Annotated in this window: 24 protein-coding genes, 1 tRNA gene and 1 pseudogene; 12 read left to right on the forward strand and 14 right to left on the reverse strand. The window is 71.7% G+C overall.

What is annotated here, in order from left to right; genetic code table 11:
* Window positions 1-62: 62 nt before the first annotated feature.
* Window positions 63-848 (reverse strand): S-methyl-5'-thioadenosine phosphorylase, encoded by a 786-nt coding sequence (locus ABZ321_RS38475; protein ID WP_354900496.1) that lies wholly within the window; start codon window positions 846-848, stop codon window positions 63-65.
* 304 nt (window positions 849-1,152) lie between these two features.
* On the opposite strand from ABZ321_RS38475, the gene ABZ321_RS38480 reads away from it, so the two are divergent.
* The 6 genes and pseudogenes from ABZ321_RS38480 (at window position 1,153) to ABZ321_RS38505 (ending at window position 5,381) form a co-directional block, all read left to right on the forward strand.
* Window positions 1,153-1,707, forward strand: coding sequence for a YqgE/AlgH family protein (locus tag ABZ321_RS38480; protein WP_344501559.1), 555 nt, complete (start codon window positions 1,153-1,155; stop codon window positions 1,705-1,707).
* A gap of 72 nt (window positions 1,708-1,779) precedes the next feature.
* A tRNA-Ala gene (locus ABZ321_RS38485) sits at window positions 1,780-1,852 on the forward strand.
* 873 nt (window positions 1,853-2,725) lie between these two features.
* A complete protein-coding gene (locus ABZ321_RS38490) occupies window positions 2,726-3,505 on the forward strand; it encodes a hypothetical protein (RefSeq protein WP_354900498.1) in 780 nt (259 codons plus the stop codon).
* A gap of 62 nt (window positions 3,506-3,567) precedes the next feature.
* Entirely contained in the window at window positions 3,568-4,347 is a 780-nt protein-coding gene (locus ABZ321_RS38495) for a hypothetical protein (protein WP_354900500.1), read from the forward strand.
* Between the two features lie 138 nt (window positions 4,348-4,485).
* Window positions 4,486-4,704 (forward strand): annotated as a pseudogene (locus ABZ321_RS38500) (hypothetical protein); the annotation flags it as partial.
* A gap of 71 nt (window positions 4,705-4,775) precedes the next feature.
* Window positions 4,776-5,381, forward strand: coding sequence for a thymidine kinase (locus tag ABZ321_RS38505; protein WP_344501556.1), 606 nt, complete (start codon window positions 4,776-4,778; stop codon window positions 5,379-5,381).
* A gap of 105 nt (window positions 5,382-5,486) precedes the next feature.
* Here the strand turns inward: ABZ321_RS38505 and ABZ321_RS38510 are convergent, their stop codons facing one another.
* Window positions 5,487-7,715, reverse strand: coding sequence for an EAL domain-containing protein (locus tag ABZ321_RS38510; RefSeq protein ID WP_354900502.1), 2,229 nt, complete (start codon window positions 7,713-7,715; stop codon window positions 5,487-5,489).
* A 102-nt stretch (window positions 7,716-7,817) separates the two neighbouring features.
* Between ABZ321_RS38510 and ABZ321_RS38515 the strand changes: the two genes are divergently transcribed.
* Both ABZ321_RS38515 and ABZ321_RS38520 read left to right on the forward strand, forming a co-directional pair.
* On the forward strand, window positions 7,818-8,783 hold the full coding sequence (locus ABZ321_RS38515; RefSeq protein ID WP_344501554.1) for a hypothetical protein: 966 nt from the start codon (window positions 7,818-7,820) through the stop codon (window positions 8,781-8,783).
* 12 nt (window positions 8,784-8,795) lie between these two features.
* The gene (locus ABZ321_RS38520; RefSeq protein WP_354900504.1) at window positions 8,796-9,329 is read left to right on the forward strand and encodes a hypothetical protein; all 534 of its coding nucleotides are present in this window, start codon (window positions 8,796-8,798) and stop codon (window positions 9,327-9,329) included.
* Here the strand turns inward: ABZ321_RS38520 and ABZ321_RS38525 are convergent.
* From ABZ321_RS38525 to ABZ321_RS38560, 8 genes are all read right to left on the reverse strand, one after another.
* The gene (locus ABZ321_RS38525) at window positions 9,319-9,984 is read right to left on the reverse strand and encodes an MOSC domain-containing protein (protein ID WP_344501552.1); all 666 of its coding nucleotides are present in this window, start codon (window positions 9,982-9,984) and stop codon (window positions 9,319-9,321) included. The genes ABZ321_RS38520 and ABZ321_RS38525 overlap by 11 nt on opposite strands.
* 2 nt (window positions 9,985-9,986) lie before the next feature.
* Entirely contained in the window at window positions 9,987-10,859 is an 873-nt protein-coding gene (locus ABZ321_RS38530; RefSeq protein WP_354900506.1) for a class III extradiol ring-cleavage dioxygenase, read from the reverse strand.
* Between the two features lie 43 nt (window positions 10,860-10,902).
* Window positions 10,903-11,124, reverse strand: coding sequence for a hypothetical protein (locus ABZ321_RS38535; protein ID WP_344501550.1), 222 nt, complete (start codon window positions 11,122-11,124; stop codon window positions 10,903-10,905).
* 145 nt (window positions 11,125-11,269) lie between these two features.
* Window positions 11,270-11,932 carry a phosphotransferase gene (locus ABZ321_RS38540; RefSeq protein WP_344501549.1) on the reverse strand — a complete coding sequence of 221 codons (663 nt, stop codon included), beginning with the start codon at window positions 11,930-11,932 and terminating at the stop codon, window positions 11,270-11,272.
* Window positions 11,933-11,979: 47 nt separating this feature from the next.
* Entirely contained in the window at window positions 11,980-12,597 is a 618-nt protein-coding gene (locus tag ABZ321_RS38545; RefSeq protein ID WP_354900508.1) for a response regulator transcription factor, read from the reverse strand.
* A gap of 96 nt (window positions 12,598-12,693) precedes the next feature.
* On the reverse strand, window positions 12,694-13,503 hold the full coding sequence (locus tag ABZ321_RS38550; RefSeq protein ID WP_354900510.1) for a M20/M25/M40 family metallo-hydrolase: 810 nt from the start codon (window positions 13,501-13,503) through the stop codon (window positions 12,694-12,696).
* 231 nt (window positions 13,504-13,734) lie between these two features.
* A complete protein-coding gene (locus ABZ321_RS38555; RefSeq protein WP_354900512.1) occupies window positions 13,735-14,259 on the reverse strand; it encodes a hypothetical protein in 525 nt (174 codons plus the stop codon).
* 112 nt (window positions 14,260-14,371) lie between these two features.
* A complete protein-coding gene (locus tag ABZ321_RS38560; protein WP_354900514.1) occupies window positions 14,372-14,947 on the reverse strand; it encodes a hypothetical protein in 576 nt (191 codons plus the stop codon).
* Window positions 14,948-15,142: 195 nt separating this feature from the next.
* On the opposite strand from ABZ321_RS38560, the gene ABZ321_RS38565 reads away from it, so the two are divergent.
* Together ABZ321_RS38565 and ABZ321_RS38570 are read left to right on the forward strand one after the other, a co-directional pair.
* On the forward strand, window positions 15,143-15,493 hold the full coding sequence (locus tag ABZ321_RS38565) for an ankyrin repeat domain-containing protein (RefSeq protein WP_344501903.1): 351 nt from the start codon (window positions 15,143-15,145) through the stop codon (window positions 15,491-15,493).
* Window positions 15,490-15,696 (forward strand): RNA-binding S4 domain-containing protein, encoded by a 207-nt coding sequence (locus ABZ321_RS38570; protein WP_344501544.1) that lies wholly within the window; start codon window positions 15,490-15,492, stop codon window positions 15,694-15,696. The genes ABZ321_RS38565 and ABZ321_RS38570 overlap by 4 nt, the downstream gene beginning before the upstream one ends.
* On the opposite strand, the gene ABZ321_RS38575 is transcribed toward ABZ321_RS38570, so the two are convergent.
* From ABZ321_RS38575 to ABZ321_RS38590, 4 genes are all read right to left on the reverse strand, one after another.
* Window positions 15,693-16,652 (reverse strand): acetylxylan esterase, encoded by a 960-nt coding sequence (locus ABZ321_RS38575; protein WP_354900516.1) that lies wholly within the window; start codon window positions 16,650-16,652, stop codon window positions 15,693-15,695. The genes ABZ321_RS38570 and ABZ321_RS38575 overlap by 4 nt on opposite strands.
* A gap of 174 nt (window positions 16,653-16,826) precedes the next feature.
* The gene (locus tag ABZ321_RS38580) at window positions 16,827-17,573 is read right to left on the reverse strand and encodes a hypothetical protein (protein WP_354900518.1); all 747 of its coding nucleotides are present in this window, start codon (window positions 17,571-17,573) and stop codon (window positions 16,827-16,829) included.
* Window positions 17,574-17,729: 156 nt separating this feature from the next.
* Window positions 17,730-18,323, reverse strand: coding sequence for a transcriptional regulator (locus ABZ321_RS38585; protein ID WP_344501541.1), 594 nt, complete (start codon window positions 18,321-18,323; stop codon window positions 17,730-17,732).
* Window positions 18,324-18,363: 40 nt separating this feature from the next.
* Window positions 18,364-19,368 carry a LacI family DNA-binding transcriptional regulator gene (locus ABZ321_RS38590; protein WP_344501540.1) on the reverse strand — a complete coding sequence of 335 codons (1,005 nt, stop codon included), beginning with the start codon at window positions 19,366-19,368 and terminating at the stop codon, window positions 18,364-18,366.
* Window positions 19,369-19,621: 253 nt separating this feature from the next.
* On the opposite strand from ABZ321_RS38590, the gene ABZ321_RS38595 reads away from it, so the two are divergent.
* Together ABZ321_RS38595 and ctaD are read left to right on the forward strand one after the other, a co-directional pair.
* Window positions 19,622-19,960, forward strand: a complete 339-nt coding sequence (locus ABZ321_RS38595; protein WP_344501539.1) for a hypothetical protein — start codon at window positions 19,622-19,624, stop codon at window positions 19,958-19,960.
* A gap of 139 nt (window positions 19,961-20,099) precedes the next feature.
* The gene (ctaD, locus tag ABZ321_RS38600; RefSeq protein ID WP_344501538.1) at window positions 20,100-21,836 is read left to right on the forward strand and encodes a cytochrome c oxidase subunit I; all 1,737 of its coding nucleotides are present in this window, start codon (window positions 20,100-20,102) and stop codon (window positions 21,834-21,836) included.
* The last annotated feature ends 164 nt before the right edge of the window (window positions 21,837-22,000 follow it).

Here is a 22,000-nt window from a genome sequence, read left to right on the forward strand (position 1 = left end):
CGGCCTTTGAGACCGGCTGTGAGACCGGCCCGTCGGTCCTTGGAGGCCGGCCCGCCAGGCCGCTAGACCGGCATGCCGTCCAGCGCGTGCTGGCACGGGTCGTCGGGCAGCTCGGGCAGGGCCGGGACCACGTCCAGCAGCACCTTCCGCAGCCGCTCGGTGTTGGCCGCGAACACCGCGAACACCTCGTCCATCGTCACCCCGTGGTCACCCTCGACCCCCGCGTCGAGGTCGGTGACGAGCGCGATCGACGTGTAGCACAGCGCCAGCTCCCGGGCCAGGACGGCCTCCGGGTGGCCGGTCATGTTCACGACAGCGCCGCCCATCGCGGTGTACCACCGCGACTCCGCCCGGGTGGAGAACCGGGGCCCCTCGACGACCACCATCGTGCCGTCGTGCGTGTCGATCCCGTGCTCCGCTGCAACTTTCTTCACGACGGCCCGCCCGTCGGTGCAATACGGATCGGCGAAGTTCACGTGCACTGCGCCCGTGTCGTAGAACGTCTGCACCCGCCCCGACGTCCTGTCGATCAGCTGGTCCGGCACCACGAACGTGCCCGGCCCCAGCTCAGGCCGCAGCCCGCCGACCGCGCACGGGGCCAGGACCTGCCGCACCCCGATCTCCCGCAGCGCCCACAGGTTCGCCCGGTAGGGAATCCTGTGCGGCGGGAACCGGTGGTCCTTGCCGTGCCGGGGCAGGAACGCCGTGCGCCGCCCGCCGACCGTCGCCACCGTGACCGGATCCGACGGCGCGCCGAACGGCGTGTCGAGCACATGTTCCTCGGCGTCGTCGAGCAGCGCATACAGCCCTGAACCACCGATGACGGCAACGTCCGCGAGTGAGGTCACGCAACAGACCCTAACCGCGAGCGGCGGGTCAGGCTAATGTGCGAGACATGACGCTCGCACCCCGGCTCGTCCTCAACCGCGCGGCCCGTCATGTCTGCTGGTGGAGCTGATGTCTTCATACGGGGATCTCGGTGGGATGGAACAGTTCCGTCCGTCAGACTCGTCCGGCGACTCCGGTTCGTCCGGTTCTTCGGGTGGTGCTGACCAGGCCGGTGGGATGTTCGGAGCGCCGACCGGTAGGGGATCACCCCGGAGGGGGAGCTCCGGCGGGCGGGGCACGTCGAAACAGCGTCGAGGGAGGGCGATGGAGTCGTTGACCGGCCGGCTGCTGGTGGCGACGCCCGCGCTCCGCGACCCCAACTTCGAACGCACCGTCGTCCTCGTCGTCGCCCACGAGGAAGGCGGCGCCCTCGGCGTCGTCCTCAACCGTGCCACCGAGGTCCAGGTCGCCGACGTCCTCGGCGGCTGGGGCGCCCTGGCCGGCGAGCCACCCGTCGTCTTCGAGGGCGGCCCCGTGCAGCCCGAGGCCGCGATCTGCCTCGCCCGCACCCGCCCCGGCGTCGAGGACCTGGCCGGCTTCAACCGCGTCTCGGGCGCCGTCGGCACCGTCGACCTCTCCGGCGACCCCGACCTTCTCGTCGCCGGCGTCGTCGGCGTCCGCGTCTTCGCCGGCTACGCGGGCTGGTCCCCGGGGCAGCTGGAGCGCGAGATCGAGAGCGGCTCCTGGTTCGTCTTCGACGCCCTCCCCAGCGACGCCTTCGCCCCCCGCCCGGACGACCTCTGGCACATGGTCCTGCGCCGCCAGGGCGGGCTCATGGCCGCCGTCGCCCACTACCCGGCCGACCCGACGCAGAACTAGATACCCGGTGTGAGACCCCCTCCAAGGTTGTGTACTATTCCGTGAGTGCCCGCAAGACCGGGGCACGAAGATGGGGACGTGGCGCAGCTGGTAGCGCACCACACTGGCAGTGTGGGGGTCAGGGGTTCGAGTCCCCTCGTCTCCACTCCATCAATCGGCGGACCCTGCTCACGGCGGGTCCGCCGTTTCGCGTTGGTGATGTCGTCATTCCCCGCGCACCGGCGAAGCCGGTGCTCCCCAGTGGGGGAGCTTCGCTCCACCCAACACCCCCACAAGATCGGTTCGGGGGCGACGTTTTGCATCAGCGCTTGATGATTTCCCGCGTACCGGCTTTGCCGGTGCTCCCCGGTGGGGGAGCTTGCCCCGCCCAACACCCCCACAAGATCGGTTCGGGGGCGACGTTTTTGCATCAGCGCTTGATGATTTCCCGCGTACCGGCTTTGCCGGTGCTCCCCGGTGGGGGAGCTTTGCCCCGCCCAACACCCCCACAAGACCGGTTCGGGGGCGACGTTTGTGTCGTCGGGGCTCCGTTTCGTCTGTCGGGTGGTGTACGGGTGGCGGCGTGGACCGGCGCGTGGGACAGGTCACGGTGCGCGTTCCCATGTTGCGACCTTCATCTTCGCAGGGCATGTTTGAGTCATGTACGTCGTTGCGCCTGCGAGCCGCCTGCGGCGTGGCGTGCGGCGGTTGGCGTTGGCGTTGTGTGCGGTGATTCTGGGCGCGGGGTTCACGCCCGCGCTGCCGGCGTCCACTGTGGATCGGGGGGCGCCGCCCGTTGCGGGGGCCGTGCGGGTCGCCTCGGGGAACGCCGTGCGTGCATCGTCTGCGGCGCTGCCCGCAGTCATCAGCTCGGCGCCTGAATTTCCGGCCGGGGTCGCGCCGGCTACTGGTACATCTGCTGTCGTCGCGGTGGTTCTCGACGCGTTCGCCGTGGGGGCTGTCGCTGGGCGGGCGCCGCCTCGCGCCTGGGTTTGAGACGTCCCCTTCTCGCCGCTCGATCCCCCCTCGAGGTGCATTCATGGACGCCGCTCTGCAGGACCTTGCCCACGGGATGCGTGAAGCGCTCGCGATCTGGGCCGCGCTGCTCGCCGCCGTCTTCGTCACGTTCGTCGTTCTGACCCTGCTGTCCAAGCGCCAGGAGGCCAGGGCCGGGCGGTCCGGGCGGCCGTCCTGGTGGGCCCGGCTGCGCAAGGCGATCCGGGACCCGGAGGCCGCCCGGGAGCGGCAGCTCGCCATGGAGCGCAAGAACGCCGAGCTTCAGGAGCTGCAGCGGTACAGCGATGAGGTCGCCGTCGCGGCGTCCCGGACCTCGGTGATGGCCGGGCGCCGGCGGGAGGAGTGGGAGGCCGCGCAGCGCACGCAGGAGGCGGCGTGGCGGGCGTACGAGGAGGCCGAGAAGGGGGTCCGGCGGCTGGAGCGGGCGCAGGCGTTCCCGCTCACCGAGGACGACCCGGACACCCGGCGGCAGCACATGGTCCGCATGGTCAACGCGGCGCACCAGCGGGGCGAGCTGTCCGCCGCGCACCTCGCCGACGCCCTCATGCACCGCAACGGCTGGGACCCGACGGAGCACCCGTTCGCGCAGCAGCTGCGGATGCGCCGGATCATCCGGGACCGGCTGTTCCGCGCGTACCAGCAGGCCTCGACGCTCGAGCGGGAGGCCGCCGCGGCCGCCGACCTGGCGGCGTCGTCCAAGCGCAGCCTCGACGACGAGGCGTTCAGCGCGACGCTGCAGGTCCGCTCCGCACCGCGCCAGGCCTCGCTGCGCTCCTCTTCGGTGCGGTTTCAGCATTCGTGACCTTGGCCTCCGGCACGGGTGGGACGCTTCGTAACAGCGGCGTTACAACTCAGGGGGCGGTCATGGGCATCGAGCTGTCGATCATCGCGGGGCTCTGCTACGCCTCGTCCAGCGTCAACGCGACCGGCGCCGACCACCATCCGGTCACCGCCGAGGAGACGGAGCTCTTCGGCCTGTCCGGCGAGGCGCTCACGGAGGCCGTCACGGCGTGCCTCGGCGAGCGGCCCGATCTGGCGCAGCTCGACGGGTTCCTGCACCGCTCGCACGACTGGTCACCGGTCGCCACGACCCTGGTCGTGCAGAGCGCCTCCGTCACCGGCGTCGGCTCCATGCCGGTCAGCGTCCCGCTGGCCGGCGCCGGCACCCGCCTGACCTGCACCGCCACGCACCTGTGGTCGCCGGTCGGCGGCGTCAGCCCGACGACGCCGGTCCGCTACGCGATCACGTTCCCCGCCGGCGCCGCCGGCCTCGACTACACCCACGACTGGGGCACCGGCACCGTCGAGTCCGCGAGCGTCGACCTGCCGCCGGGTGCCGCGGGCGACGAGCTGGTCGCGCTGCACATGGACCTCGGCGTCCGCGTCGTCTACGACGCCTACCTGTCCGGCGAGGTCGCCGTCCACTACCGCGACGGGCACCAGGGCCACCGGTACTGGGCCCTGGACATCGCCACCGTCATGGCCGCCGGCGGCCTGCTCAACGGCCGGCACTTCGCGGAGAACCTCAACATCCGCTACCACGCCAGCGCCCGCGTCGTGCACGCCGACGCCGACGGCCACCTGACCACCGTCGCCGGCCCCGGCATCCGCGCCGGCGCCGACCTGGCCCTGACCGGCGCCTGACCACCTGCCCGTCACCGGGTCCACCTGCCGCCACGCCGACGCCTGCCGGCGCCCGGCGGCATGCGGTGCCGCAAACCGAAAGCCAAACGCGCGCAAATCGAAAATCAAACCGCCGCGGATCGAAAGTCTGGTGCTAGGGACGCCGTCCTGGAGAACCGTCGCGGCCAGGTCGTCGGCATCGAGGTGAAGGCCTCGTCCACGGTCAAGGCCGACGACTTCGGCGGGCTGCGCCGCCTCGCCGACAGGCTCGGCGACGACTTCATCGTCGGCGTCGTCCTCTACACCGGCACCGCGACCCTGCCCTTCGGCCCCAAGCTCCGCGCCGTCCCCGTCAGCGCGCTCTGGCAGATGGGCTGAGCGACACGGGATGAGCCGTAGGTGAGCCGTAACACGTGAGCGGGGCCGGTCGGGGCGGTAGCCTGGCCGCCGTGGATCTGACCGTCATCCTCGGGCCGATGAAGAGTGGCAAGTCCCTCGAGCTGGTGAGCCTGCTGTCGCCGCTGCAGTTCACCGACGTGCGGCACCGGGTGTTCCAGAGCGCGCGGCACGTCCGTGACGCCGGGGTCGTGTCGCGCAGCGGGGCCGCCCTGGCGACCGTGAAGGCGAGCTCGCTCGCCTCGGCGCTGGACGGGGACGTGGACGTGGTCGGCATCGACGAGGTGCACATGTTCGCCATGTCGGACATGGCGGTCGTCCGGACGCTGCTGGAGCGCGGCACCAGGGTCGTCGCCGCCGGGATCGACCTGGATCACCGGGGCGAGCTGTTCGCGCCGGTGCGGGCGCTGCTGGAGCTGGGGCCCGCGTCGGTGACCTACCGGCGCGCCGTGTGCGACGTGTGCCGCGGCTTCAGCGCCGTCTACACGCAGGTCCTCGAGCACGGCGAGCCGATGCTGCGCGAGCTGGCCCCGTCGACCGCGCTGCCCGACGACGGCACGTACACGTACGAGGCCCGCTGCAGGACCTGCGTCGTCCTGCCGGCGACCGCGGCCCGGACCCTGCCCCGCCAGCAGGAGACCGCGGGCGTCACCGCGTAGCGCGCCGGCCGCCGCGGCCACGGAAGGCGGGCGCCCGCCGGCGAACTCCGGGCCGCAAGCCCGCCAGACCGCGCCAGGAGGTCAGCGCGGCAGGAGCCCCGGGGGTCAGGCCGCGGCGGAGGCCAGGGCGAAGGACGGCTGCGCGACCGGGCGGCCGAAGTGGTAGCCCTGCGCGAAGCGGTAGCCGAGCCGGTACAGCTCCTGCGCCTGCTCCGCCGTCTCGACGCCCTCGGCGATGGCGTCGAGGTTGAGCCCGTCGCTGACGTTGATGAGCGCGGTCGCGATCACCGAGTGCCGGCCCGCCATCGTGATGTCGTCGACGAAGGACTTGTCGACCTTGAGGATGTCGACCGGGCAGGTCTGCAGCAGACCCAGCGACGAGTGGCCGGTGCCGAAGTCGTCGAGGGCGATCCGCACGCCCAGCTCGTGGACGGCGTCCAGGGCCTCGATCGCGCGCCCGCCACCGAAGACGGCCGTCTCCGTGACCTCGATCGCCAGCCGGTCCGCGGGGAAGCCGGTCGCCGCCAGCACCGCCGCGACCACCTCCGGGAAGTCGGGCTCGGCGAGCTGCCGGGCGGAGACGTTGACCGACACCTTGCCGGGCGCGGCGTCGCCGAGGGTGGCCATCCACGCCGCCCCCTGCGAGCAGGCCTCGAGCAGGATCCAGGCGCCGAGCTCGACGATCTGGCCGTTGCGCTCGGCGACGGGGATGAAGTCGGCGGGGCTCATGAAGCCGAGCGTCGGGTGGTGCCAGCGGATGAGCGCCTCCACGCCGACGATCTGCCCGTGCGGCAGCGCCACGATCGGCTGGTACACCAGCTGGAACTGCCCCTGGTCGAGCGCCTCGCGCAGCTGCGCGCCGAGCTGCGCGTGCGCCGCGGCCCGCTGGTCGAGCTCGGCCCGGAAGCGCTGCTGGCGGGTCTTGTCCTCCTTCGCGGCGTACATCGCGACGTCGGCACGGCGCAGCAGCTCGAAGGGGTCGCGGGTGCCCGCCGCGTCGGCGACGCCGATGCTCGCCTGCACGAGCAGGTGCTGGTCGCCGGCGAACACCGGCTCCTGCAGCGCGGTGGCGAGCTCGGTGACCATCGCGTCGGCGGCCACGGGGCCGGTGTCGGGCATGAGGACCGCGAACTCGTCGCCGCCGAGGCGGGCCACCACGTCGCCGGGGCGCAGGACCGTGCCGAGCCTCCTGCCGACGGCCACGAGCAGCTGGTCGCCGATGGCGTGGCCGAGGCCGTCGTTGATGCGCTTGAAGTCGTCGAGGTCGATGAACGCGACCTGCGGCACGGTGCCCGCGTCGAGCTCGTCGCGGATCAGCTCCTCCAGGAACCGCCGGTTGGGCAGCCCGGTCAGGTCGTCGCGCATGACCAGCTCGCTGAGCTGGTCGGCCTGATCCTGCACCTTGCCGACCAGGCCCGCGATGCGCACCAGCACCAGCAGGAACACCACGACCGCGACCGTGCCGATGGCGAGCCAGTCGATCCGCCCGCCGCCCGCCACGCCCTGCCCCAGCAGCAGGGCGGGTGCGACGAGCGAACTGACCGCGAGCACGGTGAGCCGGCGCCGGGACAGGGCGGTGTCGACGGCGTCGGACGGCTCGTCCATGACCCGCATCGACGGGTGCAGCGCGGCGGCGCCGAGGCAGACGTACGACATCAGCCAGCCGACCACGAGGACCCCGCCGGCAAGGATGTCGTAGGTCGACACCAGCGAATAGGCGACGTCGGTGCAGAACATCAGCGTCATGCTGGCCGCCAGCAGCCAGAAGCTCGCCGTCTTCGCGGCACGGCCGGCGAGCATCCTGGCCAGCAGCACGAGCAGCAGCACGTCGGCGGCCGGGTACGCGAGGGAGATCAGCCGCTGCAGGAGCGACACGCCGGCGAGCTCGGCGACCGGCCGCATCACGAACACCCAGAAGAGCAGGCCGGTGCCGGCGGCGGCGATGCACGCGTCGATCAGCCCGGCGACGTCGCGGCCGTGCCGGCGCAGCAGCAGCCACAGGCCGGCGGCGAGCGGCGGGTACGCGCCGAGGTAGAACACGTCGGCGAGCGACGGGAACGGGCTGCGGTGCAGCACGTGCTGGTAGATGGCCCAGGTGACGTCGCCGAGGACCAAGGTGGCGAGGCCGCCGGCGAACCAGAACCACAGCGCCCGCCGGGGCGGCCGGTTGCGCCGCACCCCGAGCAGCACCATGGTGACCGAGAAGAGCCCGACGACCTCGAAGCCGAAGTCGGCGGCGTAGGTGCCGTCAGGCAGCAGCGGGCAGGCGACCGCGGCCAGGCCGCCGATCAGCAGCCAGGCAAGCCAGAGCGGCCTGGCCCCCCGAGTCTCCACGCGTTGGTTATCGGCAGGGTCGCCGCGGCGGTTGAGGCCTCTGGCAGATAATACGTATTATCCTCTTGTGCTGAGCGCCGGGCTTTCCTCAGACTCGGTCGCATGTCACCTGTTAACCGCCGCCAGGTGCTGGCCGGTGCCGCCGGATTCGCCGGAGCACTCGCCATCCCCAGCATCGCGTCCGCCGCCGCCCCGGCCGGATTCCCCACCTACAAGTACCTCGGCCAGCCGCTCCCGGCGAACCTGGCCTACAACCCGACGGGGGAGCTCATCTTCCCCTGCATCCGCGGGATGTACGACAAGATCAGCGGCGCCCGCGGCCGCTACTACCTCTACTACGCCCCGCACGACGCGCCCGGCGGGATCTGCCTCGCCTACGGCAACTCCCTCGCGGGCCCGTTCACCGAGTACCCGGCGAACCCGATCATCAGCCGGACCTGGTCGCCGCACTACTCGGTCAGTCACGTGTCGTCGCCGCACGTCGTGTGGAACGCCTCGACCAGGCAGTTCTTCATGTACTACCACGGCGAGAACACCACGACCCGGCTCGCCATCTCCAGCGACGGGATCAACTTCACCTACTACGGCACCGTGCTGACCACCGCGATGGTGCCCGGCACCACGGAGACCACCTACGCGCGGGTCTTCGAGCACCGCATCGCCGCGCTCGGCAACAAGTACGTCATGGTCTTCATGGGCCTCAAGAGCGGCCGGCGGATCTTCTGGGGCTGGTCGGCCGACGGCAAGTCGTGGCAGTTCGACCCCAACCCGCTCGTGTCGCCCGCCGCCGACGGGCAGACCGACCTGAGCGGCCCGCACCTGCTGTACCGCAACAACACCACGTACGTCGTCTACCACGGCTCGTCCGGCGACATGTTCCTCACCGAGGTCGGCAACAACTTCGACAAAGAGGTCCACCTCGGCGTCTTCCATGCCGCGCTGTCCGGCGCGCCGGACAACAACCGCTCCGCGGCGCCGTCGTTCGGCACCGACGGCGGCGTGCAGTACATGTTCTACGAGGCGGGCCAGCGCTCCGGCACGAAGATAGCGGTGGCCCGCGCCGTCTGATACAAACCGGGCATGCTTGCCTGGGGCGTCGATTTCACGACCGCTGAGTTACGGACCGGGGTCCGGCAGACCGACGGGTTCACGTGTGGACCCACCGTCGCCATGGTGGCGTCGGCGCTGCTGGACCCCCAGTACGCGGATGGCGTCGCCGACTACGGCGCCGAGCAGCACCGCATCCACGAGGCCGCCAACCGGATCTGGCCCCGCAAGCTGGGGACGACCCCGTGGGGCGTCGCCGCGACGATCTCCAGGCACACCGCGGAGCTGGGCACACGGTACGGGTGGCGGCGATTCCGCGGCCGCGACGACCGCCTGAGCGACGTGACCGCCGCCGTCGACACCGGCTGGCCCGTCGCCATGCTGGTCGGCCAGGGCGTGCCCCGGCACTGGGTGCTCATCACCGCCCACCCGCAGGAGACGGTGCTGCACTGCTTCGAGCCGGGCTCCGGCCAGGTCCGCGAGGTGACGCTGGAGGAGATCCAGCAGCACAGGATCCCGCGGCTGGGTTTCCCGCGGGCGTACGCGCTGGTCCTGCCTACTGGCTGAGCTGCTGGCCGAGTCTGGCCCGCACCTTCTCCTTGGTGCGCTCCGGCAGCTCGTCCGCGGCGAGCAGCCGGGGCAGCAGCGCGGGCTCGGCGGTCAGCGCCCGGAACGCCAGCCCGATCGTCACGTCGTGCCCGGGGGAGTGCACGACCTCGATCGGGTCGCCGGCGCGGATCGTGCCGGGCCGCAGCACGCGCAGGTATGCGCCGGGCTCGGCCTGGTCGGTGAAGCGCTTGATCCAGCCCTTCTCGTCGAGCCAGCCGGCGAACGTGCGGCACGGGATGCGCGGCGACGCCACCTCCAGCAGCACCTCGCCGCCGATCCGCCAGCGCTCACCGATCCGCGCGCCGGTGACGTCCAGGCCGGACGTCGTCAGGTTCTCCCCGAAGACGCCGCCGGTCAGCTCCCGGCCGAGCTCCCGCTCCCACCGGTCGAGGTCCTCCCGCGCGTACGCGTAGACCGCCTTGTCCGGTCCGCCGTGCACGCGCAGGTCGCACACCACGTCACCGGCGATCCCGGTCGGCGCGGTGCCTTCCGGGCCGGGCACCAGCACGAGGACCGCACCCTCGACGGGGCGCTTGTCGATGCCGGTCACCGGCTCGGTCGAGTGGTCGGTCGGGGTGGGGGTGCCGGCGTTGACGGAGATCAGGTAGGCCACGGTCAGACGCTAGCGCCCGCCTGCACGGATCGCTTCGACAGCCCCATGAAGTAGCCGTCGATCACGGTGGTGGCCGGCGCGTCGGGCCGGTCGGCGGCGCCGAGCGTCACGAACAGCGGCGTGTAGTGCTCGACCGTCGGGTGGGCGAACGGCATGCCGGGCGCGAGGCTGGCATACCTGGTCAGCGTGTCGAGGTCGCCCTTGGCGAGGGCCTCGGCGGCCCAGGCGTCGAAGTCGGCGGACCAGCCGGGCGTCCCGCCGGTGCCGAGCCAGTGCTCGCGGTGCAGGAACGGCAGGCCGTGCGTCATGAAGCCGGACCCGACGATCAGCACGCCCTCCTCGCGCAGCGACCGCAGCCGGCGGCCGAGCTCCAGGAGCCGGTCCGGGTCGTGCGTCGGCAGGCTGAGCTGCAGCACGGGGACGTCGCCCAGCGGGTACATCACCATCAGCGGCACCCAGGCGCCGTGGTCGAGGCCGCGGCTGCGGTGCTCGTGCACCGGCTCCGAGTCGGGCATCGCGGCGGCGACCCGCCGGGCGAGGTCGGACGCGTCGGGGGTCGCGTACTGCAACTGGTAGAAGTGCGGCGCGAACCCGCCGAAGTCGTAGACCAGTGGCGTGCCCGCGGCAGTGCCGGACACGCTCAGCGGGGCGGACTCCCAGTGGGCGCTGACGATCAGGATGGCCTTCGGCTTGGGCAGGCCGGCGGCCCAGTCGAACAGCTCCCGCATCCACGGGCCGTCCTCCAGCAGCGGCGGGGCGCCGTGGCTCAGGTAGATGCTCGGCAGCGCGCCGTCGTCGGGTGTCCAGGCGCGCTGGTCCCGGCTGGCCGGGATCGCGGTGGCAAGATGCCGGTCCAGCTCGGGCAGCGTACTCATACGTCGAATGTAGCAAGTAGTTGAGCGCTCAACAAGATGTGCGTCAGGGTGTGATGGCGGTCTCCGCTGCTCTCAGTAGGGCCTCGGCGACCGCTGGGGTCTCCTCGGCGCCGTACACGAGCAGCAGCTGCCGCTCGGGGCCGCCGCGGCCGTCAGTGGCGGTGGCGTGCTCCACCACGACGCGGGCGGTGGTCAGCTGGTCGCCGTCGGCGACGTCCATCTCGGCGATGCCGATGTCGACCTGCCGGACGAAGAGTTCCTCCATGGCATGAAGGTTGCCGTCGCCGGTGCGGGCCGGGCGTCGCCTGCGGGAGGTGAGTCTGTGGGGCCGCTCGACGAGCTTCGATCGAGCGGGCGGGCGGGTCGCCGCCCGGCGGCCTTCGAGAGAGGTCAGGCGGGCCGGTCGCCGCTCAGTGGTGGGCCCGGGCGAGGGTGGTGACCAGGATGGCGGCCTCGTGCAGGTGGGACTGCTCGGCGGCGGTCACGCCCGGGTCGGCGCCGCGGCGGCGGACCGCGGCCTCCAGCTGCGACAGCGGGTTGTCCTTCGTGCACGACAGGAACACGTCGAGGAACACCTCGGCCCGCTCCGCGAACTCGTGCCCCGGCTCGATCGCCACCTGGGCGAGGATCAGGGCGCTCATCGCCACGTCGAGCTCCGGCGGGCCCTCGGTGCTGTTGCGCCAGTCGATGACGACCGGCCCGCCCTCGGTCATCACCACGTTCTCCGGGTGGAGGTCGAGGTGCAGGATCCGGGTGCCCGGGTCCTTCGCGGTCCGCACGCGCACCTTGTGGAGCCGGTCGAGCAGGTCGGCGAGCACCGTGCCGCCGTCGCGGAGGTCGAGGGACCCGTCGGCGAGCGCCTGCAGCATCGTCGGGCCGTCGAGCCGCTCCAGGATCAGGTCGGCGCCGGTCGCCTCGTACACGCGAGGAACCGGAAAGCCGTGATCCTTGACATATTCCATGACGGCGGCCTCGGCGGTCACGTCGCCGCCCTGCCGGTAGCGACGCAGCACCCGCCGCTCGTCGATGGCGTAGACGTCCGCGTCGCGACCGCTCGCCAGGAGTGCCGTCATGCACCCACCCTACTGGTTGCTCCTTACATCGCGGTTTCCGTGCCCGTTCACAACCAGCCGTTCTCCTCGGCGAGCCGGACGGCCTCGGCTCGCGTGCGGGCGCCGGTCTTGCCGATCGCCGCCGACAGATGGTTGCGCACGGTGCCCTCCGAGAGCCCGAGCTGCCCGGCGACGTCCGCGGCCGTGCCGCCCTCGCGGGCCGCCCGGAGCGCGTCGGCCTCGCGCGGGGTCAGCGGGCTGTCGCCGCTGGCGAGGGTCTCCGCCGCCAGCGCCGGGTCCACCACCCGCAGCCCCGAGGCGATGCGCCGCACGGCGTCGGCGAGCTGCCTGGCCGGCGTGTCCTTGACGACGAACCCGGACGCCCCGGCGGCCATCGCCCGCCGCAGGTACCCCGGCCGTCCGAACGTCGTCACCATCAGCACCTTGCAGCCGGGCATCGCCTTGCGCAGCGCGGCGGCGGCCGCGATCCCGTCGATGCCGGGCATCTCCACGTCGAGCAGCGCCACGTCGGGCCGGTGCTCCCTGGCCGCTGCGACCACCTCGTCGCCGCGCCCGACCTCCGCCACGACGGAGAGGTCGGGCTCGAGGTCGAGCAGCGCGGCGAGCGCCCCGCGGACGAGCGCCTGGTCGTCGGCGATCAGCAGCCGTATCGGCGTCGGACTCACGGCAGGGATGCTGCCAGATCAGGGGCGGCGGGCCGGTGGAGGGACGGCGCCCTCACCCAGAGTCGGGTGATCTGAATCACATCGATGGCGGATGGGTCAGCCGGCGAGGCGGGTGATGGTGCGGACGGCGGCGGTGGTGACCTTCGCGGCGAAGTCCAGGTCGAGGCGGTCCAGGGTGTCGGTGGCCGCGTGGTAGTCGGGGTTGCGGTATTCGGCGGTGTCGGTGACCAGCAGCGAGCGGCGGCCCGAGTTCCAGTAGGGCACGTGGTCGCTGCGCAGCACGACCTCCATCGCCTCGGTGGGCATGACCAGGGGAAACGTCGGCAGGTGCGGCGCGGCGGCGGAGGCGAACGCGTCGGCGAGGCCGGCCGAGGCGGGGTTGGCGATGAGGGCGATGAAGTCGCCGACCGTCGGCGGGTCGAGCAGGAACGACGGCGAGGACTGGGTCGGTGACGTGCGGCCGATCATCTCGAAGATGATCGACTCGGTGTCGGGGGTGATCTGGCGGACGTGGGCGGTGCTGCCCTTGAAGCCGTCCTCCTCGCCGCCGAAGAGGCAGAAGCGGATCGTGCGCGCCGGCAGGTCCAGGTCGCGCAGGGCGCGGGCGGCCTCCAGGACGCCGGCGACGCCGCTGGCGTTGTCGTCGGCGCCGGGGGTGGTGTCGACGGTGTCCCAGTGCGCGGCGAGCTCGACGGCGTCGTCGGAGGTGCCGCCCTCGATCTCGGCGACAAGGTTCACGTCGTGCAGTTCGCCGCCGTACCGCTCGACCCGCACGACGAGGCCGAGCCCGCTCAGCTCATCGGTGATGTACCGCAGCGCGGCGGGCACCCCGGGCAGGTCGCCGCAGCGCGGTCCGTGGGCGACGAGCGCGGCGACGTGGTCGCGGAGACGGTCGGCGGAGATCATGTGCATCAGGATATGGAACAGCCCCCGAGGTTCCTGCGCTGACTGCGCGCGGGCCGGCTGGACTGACACCGGAAAGCCTCGGGGGCTGGGAAACTGTCTCGTATTCGCCGTGCCGCCATCCGGGCGGCCGCACGAAATGCGAGTCCAGAGGACGGCGGCTAGCGGACAGTCACCTCACGAGTCCCATTGCTACACAACGTTGGACCACCTCCTTTCCCGTGTACGACCAACCTAGCCACGGCCGCCGAGCGGCTGCAACGGTTTTTCGGGAGCAAGGTGGGTGCCTTCGGCCTCGAGCCGCTTGATCAGGCGCCGGACGATGATCAGGGGCACGATGCCGAACACGCCGAACGAGATGTCGATCACGGTCCACCAGCCGGGGATGCCGCGGACCGGGCCGGCGAACAGGGCGAGGGGCACCACGCCGACGCAGGCGATCATGCCGAACTCGATGACCCAGATGTTGCGGACCGGGTCGCGCAGCGGGCCCCAGAAGGCGACCGCGATCACCAGGTGCGCGAAGGCCAGCCAGTCCGTGCCGTACATGATGAACGGATAGCGGTCGTTGGTCTCGGTGATGCCCTGATCCACCCGCTGGATCCAGGTGACGAGGGCGTCGGGCGCGGCGTCGAACCGGTCGAGCACCGACCGCAGCCAGTGCACCTCGTGCTCGAGCGGGAAGGCGGTCACCCCGCTGGCGATCAGGCCGATCAGGAACAGCACGAGCCAGATGCGGATCTTCCGCCGCGTGGTCATGGCCGCAGCGTAGGCCGCTCCTCCGGGGCGGGGGAGCCCTCGTCACGAGATCTGCACAACACGGCCACGCCGGCTCCCGACGGGGGGCGGGAGCCGGCATGACCGGAGGGGTTCAGTACCCGCCGTTGCCGCTGTCCCCGGTGACGGCCTGGGCCTTCTTCCCCTCGGGCGTGAAGGCGAACCACACGCCGCCCACGCCCTGGCCCTTGGTCTCGCCGACCTTCGCGTCACCGGCGAACCGGTACGCGGGCCAGCCGTTGATGGTGAGCTGCAGCGCGCCGTCGGCGCGGGTGACCTTGCCGATCAGCTTCTGGTCGACACCCTCGATCTTCATGTTCTCGGCGTACTGCACGTACGGCCACTTGGCCAGGCAGTCCGCCTCGCAGGTGGACTTCGACGGCTTCGGGGTGTCCTTCTCGAAGCGGTACAGCGTCCAGCCCTTCCAGTCGGTCACCACCTTGCCGAGCGTGGCGTCGTCGCGGACCTTGACACCGGCCACGGTGGCGGCGGCCGTCGTCGCGGCGGCGGTACCGGCGGCCGCCGGCGTCCCGTTGCCGGTCTCCGCGGCGGCGGGAGCCTCGGCGCCCGTGGCGGCCTGGTCCTGCTTGGTCAGGTCGATCGAGTCGCAGGCGGTGAGCGACAGGGCGGCCGCGGCGGCCACCGCGAGGGTGAGGATCATCTTGCGCATGTCGGCGTCTCCTTGTTCGCAGCGTTGCCCAGTGACACGGGGGCGGCGCGCGGCGGGTTCGGAGTCCGGCGGTCGGCTGCCTGACAGCTACGCTTCGGGGGTTCGGGGGTTGGCTCGCGGCGGCGGCCGGAGCGCAGCGGAGGTGATGACGTGAGTGAACCGATCGACCCGGCGGTGATCGACTTCGCGCATCAGATGTTCGACCTGGCCCGTGCGGGTGCGGCGGACGAGCTCGCGGCGAACGTCGACGCCGGGCTGCCGGTGAACCTGACCAACGACAAGGGCGACACGCTGCTGATGCTCGCCGCGTACCACAACCACCCGGCGACGGTCGCGGCCCTGCTGGCCCGCGGCGCCGACACCGGCCGGGCCAACGACCGCGGGCAGACCGCGCTCGCCGCCGCCGTGTTCCGCCGGTCCGAGGAGTCCGTGCGGGCGCTGCTGGACGCCGGCGCGGACCCGGCCGCGGGCGGGCCGTCGGCGCTGGACACGGCCCGGTTCTTCGACCTACCCGAGATGCTGACGCTGCTGGAGCGTGCCCGATGAGAGATGTCCAGATCCGTGGCGACATGATCCGGCTGGGTCAGTTCCTGAAGCTCGCCGACGTGCTGGAGACCGGCGGGGAGGGCAAGGACCTCATCGCCTACGGCGAGGTCACCGTCAACGGCGAGGTCGACACCCGGCGCGGCCGCCAGCTGCACCGCGGCGACGTCGTGCACACCCTCGGCGAGTCGTTCCGGGTCGCCTAGCGCCCGAACAGCGCGTTGGCGAAGGCGACCGAGCGGGCGGCGAAGTGGCCCTGGCCGCCGTCGTGGCCGTCCCACTCGTAGAGCTCCAGCTCCTTGGGGCCGGTGAGCGCGTTGTACGCCGCGAACACCGTCGACGGCGGGCACGTCAGGTCCATCAGCGCCGCCGACACGAGGGCCGGTGCGGCGATCCGCGCGGCGAAGTGCACGCCGTCCACGTGGTCGACGGTGGCGAGGGCCTGCGCGGCGCGGGCGGGGTTGAGCCGGCAGAAGGCGGCGAACTCGGCGTACGGCGCCCGGTCGGTGATCGTCACGGCGCGGCGGATGTCACACAGGAAGGGCACACCGGCGATGACGCCCGCGACGTCGCTCAGGCCGGCCGCGGCGAGCGCCAGCCCACCGCCCTGGCTGATCCCGCTGACCAGCACGTCGGACGCGAAGGGCAGCGCCCTGGCGGTCTCGACGGCCCGGACCGCGTCAGTGATCAGGCGCCGGTAGTAGTACGTGTGCGGGTCGAGGACGCCGCGGGTGAGGAAGCCGGGCGCCTGCGGGCCGGACCCGTCCGGGTCGGGGGTGTCGCCGGACCGCCAGCCGCCGCCCTGCCCGCGGGTGTCCATCACCAGGTGCGCGTAGCCGGCGGCGGACCAGAGCAGCCAGTCGTGGGGGAAGCCCCGGCCTCCGCCGTACCCGATGAACTCCACGACCACCGGAAGGGGTCCGGTCGCTCCGGCGGGGCGGCTCAGCCAGGCCTTGACCGGTTGACCGCCGAATCCCGTGAACGTCACATCGGTGGTGTCGACCGCCCGCAGGCCCGTGTCGGCCGGCGTGAGCACCGCGGGGGCGGCCAGCTGGCGCGCCTCGTCGAGGGTCTCGGCCCAGAACGCGTCGAAGCCGGCGGGCTCGGGGGTCGCTGCGCGGTACTGCCGCAGCTCGGCGAGGGGAAGGTCGAAGAGCGCCATGTCCGGGACCCTATTACCAGGAACTTCCCAGCGCGATTACGGGTGCGACTCAGGTCCGGCCCGCATATTTGTTCATGTGACCGGCGCCGGACAAAACCGGAAGCCTCCCTGGATGGTCCACCCGGCGCACGGTCACGCCAAACGTTCCACATCATGTTGCCGCGGCTGGGGTGGTCAGCGGGGGGCAACGGTGATGCGATCGAGGTCGGGACACCATCTGCCGGTGGTGTTACCGGCCTCGATCGTGTTCTGGCCCGTTTCGAGCCGGACGGTCAGTGTGACGGTCGCGACCCGGTCCCAGCCGCCGCTGGCGGGGAACCGGACCTGCTGCCAGTTGCCGCGGCCGGTGCGCAGCCAGCAGGAGCGGTCCTCGGTCGACAGGTAGGCGACGGTGACGGTGGCCTCGCCGGGCCGTTCGGCGGTGACCCCGGTGAACGTGAGCACCCGGTTGTTGCCGACCCCGGTGACCGCCCGCCCGCCAGAGGCCGACGACACCTCGCGCACCGTCATCTGGCTGGGCCTGCGGTTCGCGGCGGCCTCCGCTTCGACCGTCGTCGCCGCTGTACCGGCGGCGCTCGGGCTCACGCTCGCGCTCGGCGCCGGCGGCTGGAGGGATGCCGACGGGGTCGTCGACGGTTTCGGCGACGAGGACGGTGACGCGCTGTGGCTCGCCTTCGCGCTGGGCGACGCGGCGGCGGCCGTCGTCTGTGCGGCGGCGCTGCCCGGCTCGACGGGCACGACCGGGCCCGGCGGCTCGATCGTCGCCTGTGCCTCCGGCCGGTCGCCGCCGCCGGCCATGACCCGCAGCAGCAGCGCGACCAGCGCGAGCAGCACGAGCACCGCCGCGAACACGAACCGTGGCTGACCGCCGATGCCTGCCCGGCGCCGTCCCGTGTACGCCGGCGGCCCCAGCTCGATCATGCCCGGCACGCTATCGGTTCGGCCGCGGCGCTACCAGTCGGCGTCGGGAGGCCGACCGGTACACATGCGTCCTCGATGGACGTCAGGCGCGGCTCTACCAGTCGGCGGCTGGGGCGACCGGTACACACGCGTCCTCGATGGAGGTCAGGCGTGGGGCTACCAGTCGGCGTCCGGGGGCCGGCCGGCGGCGACCGGTACACACGCGGAAACGGCGTCCTCGATGGACGTCAGGTGCGGCAGACCGGCCGGCGCGGGGTCCCAGCCCGGTCCGGCCACCGCGAACCGGGTGGCCGGGAACCTCGCCGCGAGGGCGAGCAGCATGGCCGGGTCGGCGGTGCCCGGCTGCTGCGACCAGACGATCGCGGTGCCGGGCACCGTGCGGTGGACCGCGGCCCGCAGCGCGCTCCACGGCACCTCCGCGCCCAGCAGGAACGTGCCGATCCGGCGCTCGAACAGCGCCGCGGCCAGCGCGCGCAGCGGCAGCGAGTGCGCCTCGCGGGGCGCGCACGCCAGCAGGACGTGGTTGGTCCTGATGTCGTCGTGCCGCGGCGCGCTGACCAGGTCCAGGCCGTGCGCGACGCCCTGGCTGAGGGCGTGCTCGACGGCGACGTCGCCGGTCACGTGGTGCAGCGCCGGGACGCACACCCTGGTCCAGACCTCGGCCACGCCGTGGTCGTCCATCAGCTCCCGGACGGTGCGCGCGACCGTGCCGGTGTCGAGCGACCGGGCCGCCTCCAGTAGCCGTTGCATACCCTTCTGTTCGTCGCGGCGGCCCCGCTTGGATGCGCTCTCATGCGGATTGCCTGCGCACGAGCGTGGTCGGCAGCACCGGCGACGGCTCCGGGTTGTCGGCGTTCATCAGCGCCAGCAGCTGCCGCGCCGCGGCCGCGCCGATCTCCTCGACCGGCTGCTTGATCGTGGTGAGCGGCGGCTGCGTGAACGCCGCGAGGGGCAGGTCGTCGAAGCCGATGACGGCGACGTCCTCCGGCACCCGGCGGCCGGCCTGGCGCAGCGCGTGCAGCGCCCCGACGGCCATCAGGTCCGACGCGGCGAACACCGCGTCGAGGGTGGGCCGGTGGTCGAGCAGCCTGGTCATGGCGTGGACGCCGGCCGGCCTGGTGAAGTCGCCGTACGCGATCGGCCCCGGCTCCAGGCCGGCCCGCTCCAGGCCTTCGCGGAAGCCGGCGAGCCGGTCGACGCCGGCGGACACGTCCGGCGGCCCGGCGATCGTGACGATCCGCTTCCGCCCGGTGCGCGCCAGGTGCTCCACGGCCTGCCGGGCGCCGCCCTTGTTGTCGGCGTCGACGTACGGCAGCGTGCTGGTCTGCAGCGGGCGGCCGATGAGCGTGACCGGCACGCCGAGCGCGGGCAGCGTCACGACCAGGGGGTGGCTGCTGCGGCAGTAGATCAGCAGGACCCCGTCGATGTGGCCGCTGCTGAGGTACCGCTGCAGCGACGCCGGTCGTTCGCCCGCGGCGAGCAGCATGGGCATGTCGCGCTCGGCGAACGCGGCACTGGCGCCCGCGAGCACGCGGGAGTAGAACGGATCGGCGAACAACCGTGCGTTGGGCTCGCAGACCACGGCGGCGACCGAGCGGGGGCGGCGGTCGACGGCGCGGGCGGCGCGCTGCCTGACGTAGCCGAGCCGGTCGACGGCGTCACGGACCTGCTGTCGTGCGGTGGGGCTGACTCGGGCGGAGCCGTTGAGCACGCGGGAGGCGGTGGCGGAAGAAACACCGGCAAGCGCGGCGACATGGGCGAGGGTGGGGTGTTCGGCAGCGGCGGTAATCGACATCGCGACCTCCTCGGATAGCAAGGCGTCGATTTTGGGAGCGCTTCCATGCCGAGCGTCGTACACGGTTTCCGCACTGTCAACACGAGATTGCCGCCAGGTTTCACTACCGGGGTTTCGACTGTAAATTTCACCGGGTTTTCACGCGCGGACGGCCGGGGTGCTCCTCGGGGCGTCGCGGGGGGTTCTGGCGTGACCTGCGTGGATCTCCTAGCCTGCTTGGCATCAACCCCCCCCCTCAGTCAGGAGATCTGCGATGCGTGACTGGATCGCCGTCATCATTGCCGTCCTGGGCGTCCTGCTGGTCCTTGCGGGCGCGACCCTGATTCTGCTCCGTGCGCTGCCCGCTCGTCCTGCCCCCGCTCCCGCTGCCGGTCCGTCTCCTTCCGTCCTGTCTTCGGATGGATCGGACACTTCGGATTTGTCGCCCGCGGTGCCGGTCGGTGCCCGGATCTCGAGTGCCTGGAAGGAGCCGACCGCGGCGGACCGGCTGATCTTCTGGGGCGTCATCCTGCTGGTGCTCGCGGCCATCGCGGCCGGCGCGATCACGTTCAACCTCGGCGCGGCGGGTGGCGCCACGCCTGCCACCCGCTAGGTCTTGTGCCCCCAGCGATTTTGTGTCGGACCGGGAGACTATTCTGCCTCCGAGGTGACGTGTTGATCGCGCCGTCGATCGTCAGGCCACCTCGCGGAGCTGGCTCGCCAGCGGGTTCAACAGCCTCAGGAGGCCTTTCGTGACCACCGTTGCACCAAAGCCGATCGTCACCAGGCCTTGGCCGGTGCACAAGCCGGTCAAGGGCTCGGCGTTCGCTCGGCTGTTGCGCACGACGGACGCCAAGCAGATCGGCTTGATGTACCTGACCACGTCGTTCGTGTTCTTCATGATCGGCGGGTTCATGGCGCTGCTGATGCGCGCCGAGCTGGCCCGGCCGGGGCTGCAGTTCCTCTCCCCGGAGCAGTACAACCAGCTGTTCACGATGCACGGCACGATCATGCTGCTGTTCTTCGCGACGCCGATCGTGTTCGCCTTCGCGAACTACATCACGCCGCTGCAGATCGGCGCGCCCGACGTCTCGTTCCCGCGGCTCAACTCGTTCGCCTACTGGCTCTACGCGTTCGGTGGGTCGATCACGCTGATCGGCTTCATCACGCCGGGCGGCGCCGCGGACTTCGGCTGGTTCGCCTACGCGCCGCTCAACAGCATCATCCACTCGCCCGGCGTCGGCGCCGACCTGTGGATCGTCGGCCTGGTCCTCTCCGGCCTCGGCACCATCCTCGGCGCCGTCAACATGATCACGACGATCCTGACGCTGCGCGCGCCCGGTATGACCATGTTCCGCATGCCGATGTTCACGTGGAACATCCTGGTCACCAGCGTCCTGGTCATCATGGTCTTCCCGATCCTGGCCGCCGCGCTGCTCGCCCTGGAGGCCGACCGCCGCCTCGGTGCCCACGTCTACGACGCGGAGACCGGCGGCGCGATGCTCTGGCAGCACCTGTTCTGGTTCTTCGGCCACCCCGAGGTCTACATCGTGGCGCTGCCGTTCTTCGGCATCATCACGGAGGTCATCCCGGTCTTCAGCCGCAAGCCCGTCTTCGGCTACAAGGGCCTCGTCGGCGCGACCATCTCGATCGGTGCCCTGTCGATGAGCGTGTGGGCCCACCACATGTTCGCGACCGGCCAGGTGCTCATGCCGTTCTTCTCGTTCCTGAGCTTCGTCATCGCCGTCCCGACCGGCATGAAGTTCTTCAACTGGATCGGCACCATGTGGCGGGGCCAGATCACCTTCGAGACACCGATGCTCTTCGCCATCGGCTTCCTGGTGACCTTCCTCTTCGGTGGCCTCTCCGGCGTCCTGCTCGCGAGCCCGCCGATCGACTTCCATGTCTCCGACACGTACTTCGTGGTCGCCCACTTCCACTACGTGCTCTTCGGCACCATCGTGTTCGCCGTCTACGCCGGCGTCTACTTCTGGTTCCCGAAGATGACCGGCCGGATGCTCGACGACCGCCTCGGCAAGGTGCACTTCTGGCTCACCACGATCGGCTTCCACACCACGTTCCTGGTGCAGCACTGGCTCGGCACGCAGGGCATGCCCCGCCGCTACGCCGACTACCTCGAGACCGACGGCTTCACCACCCTCAACACGGTCTCGACCATCGGCTCTTTCATCACCGGACTCTCCACGCTGCCCTTCCTCTGGAACGTGTGGAAGTCCTACAAGACCGGCCGCGTCGTCGAGGTCAACGACCCGTGGGGCCACGGCATGTCCCTCGAGTGGGCCACCTCCTGCCCGCCCCCGCTGCGCAACTTCGACAGCATGCCGCGCATCCGCTCGGAGCGCCCGGCCTTCGACGCCCGCTTCCCGGCCCACGCCCCAGGCCACTCCCTGGACGCCCCACCCACCGGCGGCGCCCGCCCCCTCAGCCACGAGGCCGACGGCGGCGCCACCTATGAGGAACAGCACTGACGCGCGTTCCTTCCTAGCTCCACCAGGACGCAGCCCTGGCCCGCCCCGCCTCCTCCCGGAGGCCCCGCGGCCGGGGCTGCTCCCTTTCCACCTCCAACCGACCGCTTCTCGCCTCGCGCTGCTTCTCGCCTCGCGCTGCTTCTCGCCTCGCGCTGCTTCTCGCC

This window comes from Dactylosporangium sp. NPDC006015 (assembly GCF_040614215.1).
Lineage (GTDB): Bacteria > Actinomycetota > Actinomycetes > Mycobacteriales > Micromonosporaceae > Dactylosporangium > Dactylosporangium maewongense.